Below are 4,282 nucleotides of genomic sequence, written 5' to 3' on the forward strand. Positions count from 1 at the left end.
CTCATACGTCGGTTCCCGCGGGGAGGCGGGCGCGGGCGGTATCGCGCGTCGGGGCGTTCTTGACCACTTTGCGGGGCTTCGGCGGGGCGGGCAGCGCCGGACGGGGCGGCGGCGGCGGAGGATCGTCGTCGTCTTCTTCCCGGGCGATCGCTTCGACCAGACGCTCCGCCAATTCGTCCATCGTCATCACCAGCGATTCGACCCGGCCGGAAAGGAAGTGGTACAGAATCAGGCTGGGGATCGCGACGGTCAGGCCCAACGCGGTGGTCAGCAGGGCGGTGACGATGCCGGCGGCGAGTTGGTCGGCGTCGCCCATCGCTCCGTCGCCGTCGGAGATCTTGGCGAAGGCGAAGATCATGCCGATCACCGTGCCCAGCAGCCCCATCAGCGGGCTGACGGTCGCCACGGCGTTCAGGATGCGGAGGTGCTTGCGGAGGTGCGACACCTGCCGGGCCCCGCCGTCGATCACCGCCTGTTCGACCTCCATCGACGGGCGGCCGGACTTCTTGACGGCGTGGCGGAAGACCTCCGCGACCGGGCTGCCGTTCTCCTCGCAGATCTCACGAGCTTCGTCCTCGGTGATCCGTCCGGACTCGACCAAGCTGAGGAATCGGTTCACGAACGCCGGCGGGATGACCCGTCCGCGACGCAGCACGACCAATCGCTCCACGCCGAACCACAGCGCGATCAGGCTGGCGATGAGAAACGGAGTCGCAACGAGGATCAACTCCCCCAGCGACATCCCCAGCAGCCACGGTTCCCCGAACAGTCCCCCCGCGGGAGCCGGCTCGCCGGCGTCGACGGGCGGTCCCCCATCCTGAGCGAGCAGCACCGGGGCGCCGGCCAGCAGGCCGCAGGCGATCAGCAGTCGGGCGACCAACGGCACGGGCAGGACGTTGCAAACGGGGAAGGGAACGAGACGCCGCGGAACCGGCGGGACGGGGCAGGCCGGAGGACTAGTCGGCGGGCAGGGCGGCGAGTTTCTCGGCGGCGGCGGCGGCTTCGGGGGTTCCCGGGAAATCGGCGATCACCGCTTCGTACTCCTTGCGGGCGGACGCGAAGTCCTTCAATCGTTCGTCCATCTCGCCGGTTTTCAGCCCCCCCAGCGCCCGCATCCCGGCGGTGGCGCCGAACAGGTTCAAGTTGAGGTACACCTCGCGGGCCTTCTTGAGCAGCGCCGTTTTCTGCGCCTCGGTCGGCGCGGGGCGGAGCAGGGCGATGTCCGCCAATAGGATCTGAGCACGATCCCGGGCGGCGGTTCCCTTGGCGGTCGGATCGTTCACGACCGAGGCGGCAAGCTCCTCCGCTTTTTCGAAGTCCGGCGGCGCCTGCTGTTTGAAGCGGCGGGCGTGAACCTCCCGCATTTCATAGAGGTCCGGCGGCGGCGGGTTCCAGGTCGCCAACTCCTCCGCAAGCCGATCGACCTGCTCGTAGTCCTTGGCGAAGAACGCCTCGCTCGCTCCGAGAATCCAAGGTCGCGACGCCCAGTTTGGACGGTTCGCGGCGTCGCTGCCCACGTTCATCCCCGCCAGCGTCGCACGGGCGTCGGCCAGATCGTCCCGAGCCGCGGCCCGCAGCGCCGCGACGTCCGCGGGGGTCTGATCCTCGGAGGATTGCACCGCGGTCTTCACGCGGGCCTCCGCGGCCATCAATCGAGCGACCGCGGACGCGACCGTGTTCGGGAATTGCTCCGCCAGCGGGCCGGCGGCGGCGATCACCTCGGCGGCGTTCCCGGTCGCGGACAGAGCCGACAGGTAGGACGCGACGGCCTTCTGCACCGTGGCCGGGTTCGCGGCGATCGGTTCGTCCTCGGACGGATCGATGAGGCGACCCAGCCGGCGGGCGGCGTCCTCGTACCGCGGCGGGCTCGCCGCCAAATCGCCTTCCCCGAGGATCAGCAACGCGAGATCGGCCTTCGGATACTCCGGGGCCTCTTCGACGAGGATGGCGTAGACGGCTTCGGCTTCGTCGTACCTCTCCGCGGCGTACAACGCCGTGCCCCATTCCCACAGCAGCGGGCCGGTGCGGGACTGGGGGAACTTCTCGTAGAGTTCCGCGTACGCCTCGCCGGCGTCGGCGGCTCGGCCGGGCTGCCTGCTGAGGAAACGCGCCCGTTCCAACCCGGCGATCCAAGCGTCCTGCCACGGGCCGGAGGAATCCGCCCCGGCGGGGGCGGGCTGTTCGGGGGCGAGTTGCTTCCACGCCGTGCGGAGGGCGACCTCCGCGGCTTCGGAGTCTTCGGTACGAGCCAGCGAGACGCCCAACTGAGTGAGCGCTTCGTCATGGCTCGGCGCGTCGGGGTACTCCTCGACGACGGTGCGATACGCGTCCGCAGCTTCGGCGAACTGTCCGCGGTGAAAATTCGCCCAGCCGAGCAGCGTGAGGGCGTCGGCCCGCAGGTCCGCGTCCGCCGCGGCTTCGTCGGCGGCGATCGGGGCGACGAGGTCGGCGGCCGTGACGGCGAGCGAATCGACTTGGCCCGCCCGATCGTCCGTCTCTGCGGGCAGGGCTTCGAGCGTCGCGATCGCCCGATCGGCCAGACGCACCGCCAATCGGTCGGTCTTGGGCGAGCGGCCGTCCTCGATCGCGGCCTGGTGCAGCGCGAGAGCCTGATCGAAGTCGCCTGAGGCGGCGGCGGCCTCCGTCATCGCGGACCGCACGTCCGCGGCGCGGGGATCGTTCGGGAACAGATCGAGGAACCGCTCGCTGAGTTCCGCGGCGATCTCCGGCTCGCCCGCCGCGACGGCGGTGGAGGAGCCGAGCACCAGGGCGTCCCGCAGCGCCGCGTCGTCCTCGTCCTTCTCCAAGCCGTCGGCGACCGACTGGAACCCGGTCAGCGCCTCCGCCCATTCGCCCCGCTCCCGCATCGACAGGGACCGGCGCAACGTCGCGTCCCGCCGCACATCCGCGGGCGCTTCCGGCTCCGCGGCGAGGGCGGCGTACTGGGCTTCGACGGCCCGGCGTTCCGGGGTGTCGTCCGCGTTCGGCAGATCCGCTTCGTCCAATCGGGTCAGGAAGAGGGCGTTGCGGGGGGCGTCCGCGGCATCGGGGGCCAGCGCAACGGCCTGCGCCGCCCGTTTGCGGGCGGCGGCGGCGTCTCCGCTCAGCAGGGCGCCTTTCGCCTCCGAGAACAGCAGGCGGACGGCTTCCCCCTTGGCCGGCTCAGCGAGGGGAGACTCCGGCGAGTCCTCCATCACCCGCTCGAACTTCGCCAGCGCCGCGGCGCGATCCTCGCTCTTCGTCGAATCGCTCAGCAGGATGCCCCACCAGTACAGTACGTCCGGGATCCAACGCCCTTCGGGAGCGAGTTCGCGGGCCACCTTGTAGTCGGACGCAGCCGCTTCGCGATCGCCCGCCCGAGCGGCGGCGCGGCCGGCCCACAACCGGGCCAACTGGGCCTGCTCCGGAGCCGCGAGATCGCTGGCCGCCCGTAGTTCCGCAGCGGCGGCGGGGTTGTCGTCCAGCCGATACAGGGCGAAACCGAGGTTGATGCGGCCGTCGGTCAGCAGGTCGCGGGAGGGTTCGCGGTCGATCAGCGCCTGAAACGCCTCGGACGCCTCGCGGTAGTTGCCGCGGCGGTACTCCAGCAGACCGAGATCCCGCAGCGCCTCGTCGGCTTTCGGACGGGCGCCGTCGGCGGCGCGACGCAGCTCGACGAGGGCGGCGTCCGGATCGCCCTTCTCTTCGAGGATATTGCCGAGCGTGCGCCGGGCGTCGGTGACGGTCGAGGCGTTCGCGTCCGGCTTGTTCGCGGCCGCGTTGAGGTACTGTCGGACCGCCCGCTCCGCGGCGTTCAGGTCGCCGCCGGCCCGGCGAGCCTTGCCGAGGGGGAGCAGGGCGTCGTTGGCGAGCGGGTCCGCGGGGTGATCGGCCCGCAGCTTCTCAAGCGCCGCGATCGCGGCGTCAGGGTTGCCGAGCTCCGTCTCCGCCAACCCAATGCGCAGCAGGGCGCTGGGGGCGTAGTCGGCGTCGCCCGGCTGGTTGAGGGCGGCCCGCAAGGCGTCGCTGGCCGCCTGCATATTGCCGGATTCGTACAGGCTGAAGCCCCGGAACAGGGCGGCCCGCTTGGTGAACTCGTGCCCGGGATGCTCCGCGAGGAAGTCGCCGAACTTTCGGGCGGCGTCGACGTAGCGGCCTTTCTTGTACAGACCGGCGGCGAACCGGAAATCGTCGTCCGGCGGGCCGGCCTGAGCGACGAGCGTCCCGCCGGGGCCGAGGGCGAACGCCCCCGCGAGGAGCAGGGCGACGGCGAATCGGGCGGGCGTGCCGAACAAAGCGGAAC

The 4,282-nt window shown here is 71.2% G+C and carries 2 protein-coding genes; both read right to left on the reverse strand.

Going from position 1 to position 4,282, the window contains the following annotated elements; translation table 11 throughout:
• Nucleotide 1: 1 nt before the first annotated feature.
• Nucleotides 2-886, reverse strand: coding sequence for a MotA/TolQ/ExbB proton channel family protein (locus LzC2_RS20415; protein ID WP_315854765.1), 885 nt, complete (start codon nt 884-886; stop codon nt 2-4).
• 70 nt (nt 887-956) lie between these two features.
• A partial coding sequence (locus tag LzC2_RS20420; RefSeq protein WP_206678837.1) for a tetratricopeptide repeat protein occupies nt 957-4,282 on the reverse strand: 3,326 nt, incomplete at its 5' end.

This window comes from Alienimonas chondri, assembly GCF_013036045.1.
GTDB lineage: Bacteria > Planctomycetota > Planctomycetia > Planctomycetales > Planctomycetaceae > Alienimonas > Alienimonas chondri.